Genomic DNA, 6365 nt, shown 5'->3' on the forward strand with positions numbered 1-6365 from the left:
GGCGCACGTCGCCGGGGTCCTGTCCCTGGACGACGCCTGCCGCCTGGTCGCCGCCCGCGGCACCCTCATGCAGGCCCTGCCCACCGGCGGCGCCATGATCGCCGTCGAGGCCACCGAGGAAGAACTCACCCCGCACCTCACCGAACGCACCGGCATCGCCGCCGTCAACGGACCCCGCGCCCTGGTCGTCTCCGGCGACGAAACCGACACCACCCACATCGCCGACCACTTCTCCGCACAGGGACGCCGCACCAGGCGCCTCACCGTCTCCCACGCCTTCCACTCCCCCCTCATGGACCCCATGCTCGACGACTTCCGCCACGTCGCCGAGACCCTCACCTACCACACGCCGACGATCCCCATCGTCTCCAACCTCACCGGCCGCCTCGCCGACCCCGACCACATCACCACCCCCGCCTACTGGGTCCAGCACATCCGCCAGGCAGTCCGCTTCGCCGACGGCATCCACACCCTCCACACCAACGACGTCCGCCACTACCTCGAACTCGGCCCCGACCCGGTCCTGACCGCCATGGCCCGGGACACGCTCCCCGGAGACACCGACACCACCGTCGTCCCCCTCCTGCACCGCGACCGCGACGAACACCGCACCCTCCTCACCGCCCTGGCCACCGTCCACGCCCACACCGACGCCCCCGTCGACTGGGCCCCCTTCACCGCCGGCGCCACCACGCCGGTCGACCTGCCCACCTACGCCTTCCAGCGCCGGCGCTACTGGCTCGACGCACCCAAGCCCGCCGGCGAGGCCGCGAACGGGTCCGCGCACCCGCTGCTCACCGCGGCGATCACCCTCCCCGACGGGGAAGGCGCCGTGTTCACCGGCCGGGTGTCGCTCAAGGCACAGCCCTGGCTGCACGACCACGTGGTGCACGGGACGGTCGTCCTGCCCGGCGTCGCCTTCGTGGACCTGCTGCTGCACGCGGCCGGCTACGTCGGATGCGATCAGGTCGAGGAGCTCACGCACCACGCCTTCCTGGCCGTACCGCAGCAGGGCGCCCGGGAACTGCGGCTCACCGTCGGTTCCGCGGACGAGGACGGGCGACGGTCGTTCTCCCTCTTCTCGTCGCCCGAGAGCGAGGCGGCCGGGGAGACGGGCGAGTGGACGCGGCACGCCACCGGGTTCCTCACCGACTCCGCGCCGGAGCCGGCGTTCGACCTCACGGCATGGCCGCCCGCCGGCGGCGAGGCCGTCGACGTCGAGGAGTTCTACGGCAGGTTCGTCGAGCGCGGATACGAGTACGGGCCCCTGTTCCGGAGCTTCCGGGCCGGCTGGCGGGTCGGTGACGACCTCTACGCGGAGATCGCCCTCCCGGAGGACGCGGACCCCGAGACGTACGGCGTCCACCCGGCTCTCCTCGACTCGGCGCTGCACCCGCTGATGCTCTTCTGGTACGAGTCGGACCGCGTACGGCTGCCTTTCTCCTGGAGCGGCGCCGCGCTGCACGCCGTCGGCCCGACCCGGCTGCGGGTACGGCTGTCCCGTTCGGAGAACGACCTGCTGTCGCTCGCGGTGGCCGACGCCACCGGTGCCCCCGTCCTCACCACCGCGCTGACCATGCGCGAGGTGGCGCCGGAGCACCTGACGGCGGCCCGTGCCCGGCAGAGCGACGCCCTGTACGAGCTGGGCTGGATCCCCGTGCCCGCGCCCGCGGCGAAGACCGGTGGCAGGTGGGTGGGCCTCGACATGGCTGACGTGACGGCCGCGCTCCGGGCGGCCGGGGTCGACGCCGTGGACCACTCCGTCCTCGCCGCGCTGCGCGGAGCGGAGGCGAACGGCGGCGAGCCGCCGCGGATCGTACTGGCGGGACCCGACCGCTCCCCCGGCGGCGACCTGGCGGCACAGGCGCACACCGCGGCCAACGAAATGCTCACGCTGCTCCAGGGCTTCGTCTCCGACGACGCCCTCGGCGACGCGCGGCTGGTGGTGCTGACCCGTGGCGCCGTCGCCGTCGAGGAGGGCGAGCAGGTGCCGGATCCGGCCGCGGCCGCGGTGTGGGGACTGGTGCGTACGGCGGCGACGGAACACCCCGGCCGGTTCGTGCTCGTCGACATGGACGAGTCGGAGGCCTCCTGCCGTGCGCTGCCCGCCGCCCTGGCCACGGAGGAGCCGCAACTCGCCATTCGGGAAGGCACGTTGCGCGTACCAAGGCTGACCCGCGCGGCCCTGGCCGCACCCGAGGACGAGGGGGACGCCGGCGACGCCGGGCTCGACCCCGAGGGGACCGTGCTCATCACCGGCGGTACCGGCACTCTGGGCGGCCTGCTGGCCCGTCACCTCGTGGAACGGCACGGCGTACGGCACCTGCTGCTCGCGAGCCGGCGCGGACCGGACGCGCAGGGCGCGGCGGAACTGGCCGAGGGGCTGGAGGCGCTCGGCGCCGACGTCTCCGTCGCCTCCTGCGACACCGCGGACGCCGAGGCGCTGGCCGGGCTCCTGCGGTCGGTCCCCGACGCGCACCCGCTGACCGGGGTGTTCCACACGGCCGGTGTGCTCGACGACGCCGCCCTCTCCTCCCTGACGCCGGAGCGGCTGGCGGCGGTGATGCGTCCGAAGGTCGATGCCGCCTACCACCTGCACCGGCTGACACAGGACATGGACCTGGCCGCGTTCGTCCTGTTCTCCTCGGCGGCCGGAGCGATCGGCAACGCCGGACAGGCCAACTACTCGGCCGCCAACACCTTCCTGGACGGGCTCGCCCAGCACCGCCGCGGCCGGGGTCTGCCGGCCCTGTCGCTGGCCTGGGGCCTGTGGGCCCGGACCAGCGAGCTGACCGCGGCGCTGGATCCGGTCGGAAGGGCGCGGCTCGGCCGCGGCGGCATCGGCGCGATGCCGACGGCGCAGGCGCTCGGCCTGCTCGACCTCGCGCTGGAGTCGCCGGACAAGACGCTCCTGGTGCCCGCGAAGCTCGACCTCGCCCGGTTGGGCGAGGACGACGCCACGGTCCCGGTGGTCCTGCACGGACTGGTCCGCTCGCGGGCCCGCCGGGCCGCCGCCCAGGGCCGCGGGACCGGGTCGGACACGCTGCGGCAGCGGCTCGTCTCCCAGGACGAGGCCACGCAGACGGAGATCCTCCTGGCCTACGTCCGCGGTCAGGTCGCCGCGGTCCTCGGTCACGGCTCGCCGGACGCCGTCGACGCCGACACCGGGTTCCTGGACATGGGCCTCGACTCGCTGACCAGCGTCGAGTTCCGCAACAACCTCAATCGGGCGACCGGGCTCCGGCTGCCTCCGACCACGTTGTTCGACTACCCCACGCCGGCCCGGCTGGCTTCCATGCTGCGGGCCGAGCTGGTGCCCCAGGAGGAGGCCTCCGGCGATCCCTCGGAGGCGCTGGTCGCCGAGCTGGACAGGCTGGAGAGCAGTCTGCGGACCGTCGTACCCGGTGTACGGACCGCCGTCGCGGCCCGTATGCAGGCCCTCCTGCTGAAGCTGAAGGACCTGGAGGACTCCGAGGCGGAGCGGCAGGAACCGCGGATGGAGATGGAGACCGCCACGGACGACGAGCTATTCGACTTCATCGACAACGAGCTCGGGCTCTCCTGACCCGGCGACTAGGGAGCGACGCCGCATCATGAACGAGGACAAGCTTCGCGACTACTTGAAGCGGGTCACCGCCGACCTGCAACGGACCCGCCTGCGGCTGGCCGAGGTGGAGTCGCGCGACCGGGAGCCGATCGCGGTCGTGGGCATGGCCTGCCGGTTCCCCGGCGGGGCCACGACACCCGAGGGCCTGTGGGAGCTGGTGGCCGAGGGGCGCGACGCGGTGGGGCCGTTCCCGGACAACCGCAACTGGGACCTGGACGGCCTGTACGACCCGGATCCCGACGCCTCGGGAAAGACCTACGCCCGTGAGGGCGGCTTCCTGTACGACGCCGACCGCTTCGATCCCGAGTTCTTCGGCATCAGCCCCCGCGAGGCCCTCGCGCTCGACCCCCAGCAGCGGCTCCTCCTGGAGGTCACCTGGGAGACCCTGGAGAGCAGCGGTCTGGCCCCCGATGAGCTGCGCGGCAGCGCCACCGGGGTGTTCAGCGGGGTGTCCGGGCACGAGTACGCCTCGCTGCTCCACCGGGGCCCCGAGGACGTCGAGGGTCACCTGCTGACCGGCAACACGCTCAGTGTGGCCTCCGGGCGGCTCGCGTACACGCTCGGTCTCGAGGGTCCGGCGGTCACGGTCGACACCGCGTGCTCCTCCTCGCTGGTCGCCCTCCACATGGCCTGCCAGTCGCTGCGCAACGGCGAGTCCACCATGGCGCTGGCGGGCGGCGCGGCGGTGATGCCGACGCCGGGGATGTTCGTGGAGTTCAGCCGGCAGCGCGGGCTGGCCGCCGACGGCCGGTGCAAGTCGTTCGCGGCGGGCGCCGACGGGACGATCTGGGCGGAGGGCGCGGGCATGGTCCTGCTCGAACGGCTCTCCGACGCCGAGGCCAAGGGACACACCGTCCTGGCCGTCATCCGCGGCTCCGCCGTCAACCAGGACGGCAGGAGCAGCCAGTTGAGCGCGCCCAACGGCCCCGCCCAGCAGCGCGTCATCCAGTCCGCGCTGGCCGGGGCCGGCCTCACCCCCGACCAGGTCGACGCCGTCGAGGGCCACGGCACCGGCACTCCGCTGGGCGACCCGATCGAGGCGCAGGCCCTGCTGGCCACCTACGGGCAGAACCGTGAAGAGCCCCTGTGGCTCGGCTCCTTCAAGTCCAACATCGGTCACGCCCAGGCCGCCGCCGGCATCGGCGGGGTCATCAAGATGATCCAGGCCATGCGCCACGGCGTCCTGCCCCGCACCCTGCACGCCGACGAACCCAGCCCCCACATCGACTGGAGCACCGGCAACGTACGCCTGCTCACCGAGGCCCGGCCCTGGCCCGAGACCGGCCACCCCCGCCGCGCCGCCGTCTCCTCCTTCGGCATCAGCGGCACCAACGCCCACCTCGTCCTGGAGCAGGCCCCCGCTCCCGCCGTGGCGGAGCCGGTTCCGAGCACCGCTCCCCAGGTGATGACGGTCCCCTGGATGCTGTCCGCCAGGTCCGAGCAGGCCCTGCGCGACCAGGCGCAGCGGCTCTTCGACCACGTCACGGCGCAGCCCGAGCTGCATCCGGCCGACCTCGCCTACTCGCTGGTCACCACGCGTACCGCCTTCGAGCACCAGGCGGCGGTCGTCGGCGCCACCCGTGAGGACCTGCTCGCCCGCCTGGACGCGCTCGTCCAGGACCCGTCCCTCGTCGCCCTTCCCACCCGGCCCCGTACCAACAAGGTCGCCTTCCTGTTCACCGGTCAGGGCGCCCAGCGTGCGGGCATGGGCCGGCTGCTGCACGAGACCTATCCCGTCTTCCGGGACGCCTTCGACGAGGTCTGCGCCACCCTCGACCTTCACCTGGGCGCCGAACGGCCCCTCAAGGAGGTCGTGTTCGCCGACGACGCCACCCTGCTGAACCGGACCTGCTACACGCAGCCGGGCCTGCTGGCGCTGCAGGTCGCGCTCTGCCGGCTTCTCGCCGACGAGTTCGGCGTGGTGCCCACCCACCTCGTGGGCCACTCCATCGGTGAGATCGCCGCGGCGCACGTCGCCGGGGTCCTGTCCCTGGACGACGCCTGCCGACTGGTCGCCGCCCGCGGCACCCTCATGCAGGCCCTGCCCACCGGCGGCGCCATGATCGCCGTCGAGGCCACCGAGGAAGAACTCACCCCGCACCTCACCGAACGCACCGGCATCGCCGCCGTCAACGGACCCCGCGCCCTGGTCGTCTCCGGCGACGAAACCGACACCACCCACATCGCCGACCACTTCTCCGCACAGGGACGCCGCACCAAACGCCTCACCGTCTCCCACGCCTTCCACTCCCCCCTCATGGACCCCATGCTCGACGACTTCCGCCACGTCGCCGAGACCCTCACCTACCACACGCCCCGTGCCGCTCTGGTCTCCACGGTCACCGGCCGGCCGGCCGGGTCCGAGGTCACCGGTGCCGGCTACTGGACCGCCCACGCCCGCGGCACGACCCGCTTCCACGACGCTCTGACGGCACTGCACGACGACGGCGTGGGCGTGTACCTGGAGATCGGCCCGGACGCCGTGCTGACCGCGCTCGCGCGTGAGGCGCTGCCCGAGGCCACCGTGGTGCCGGTGCTGCGGTCCGGCGTCGTCGAGCCGACCGCCCTGCTCGACGGCCTCGTCCAGGCGCACGCGGGCGGCGCGGCCGTCGACTGGGAGGGGTTCCTCGCGCGGCGCGGGGCCCGCGGCGTCGCGCTTCCCACGTACGCCTTCCAGCGACGTCGTTACTGGCTCGACATGGCCGGCCCCATCGGCTCGCCCGCCGGCCTCGGCCTGGAGTCCGCCTCGCATCCGCTG

The 6365-nt window shown here is 73.5% G+C and carries 2 protein-coding genes; both read left to right on the top strand.

The genetic code is table 11. The features are described from left to right. Positions 1–3565, top strand: a 3565-nt coding sequence (locus B7767_RS13290; protein WP_143652409.1) for an SDR family NAD(P)-dependent oxidoreductase, incomplete at its 5' end; no start/stop codon positions are given. A gap of 28 nt (positions 3566–3593) precedes the next feature. Further along, positions 3594–6365, top strand: a 2772-nt coding sequence (locus tag B7767_RS13295; protein ID WP_143652415.1) for a type I polyketide synthase, incomplete at its 3' end; no start/stop codon positions are given.

This window comes from Streptomyces sp. 13-12-16 (assembly GCF_002114215.1).
Taxonomy (GTDB): domain Bacteria; phylum Actinomycetota; class Actinomycetes; order Streptomycetales; family Streptomycetaceae; genus Streptomyces.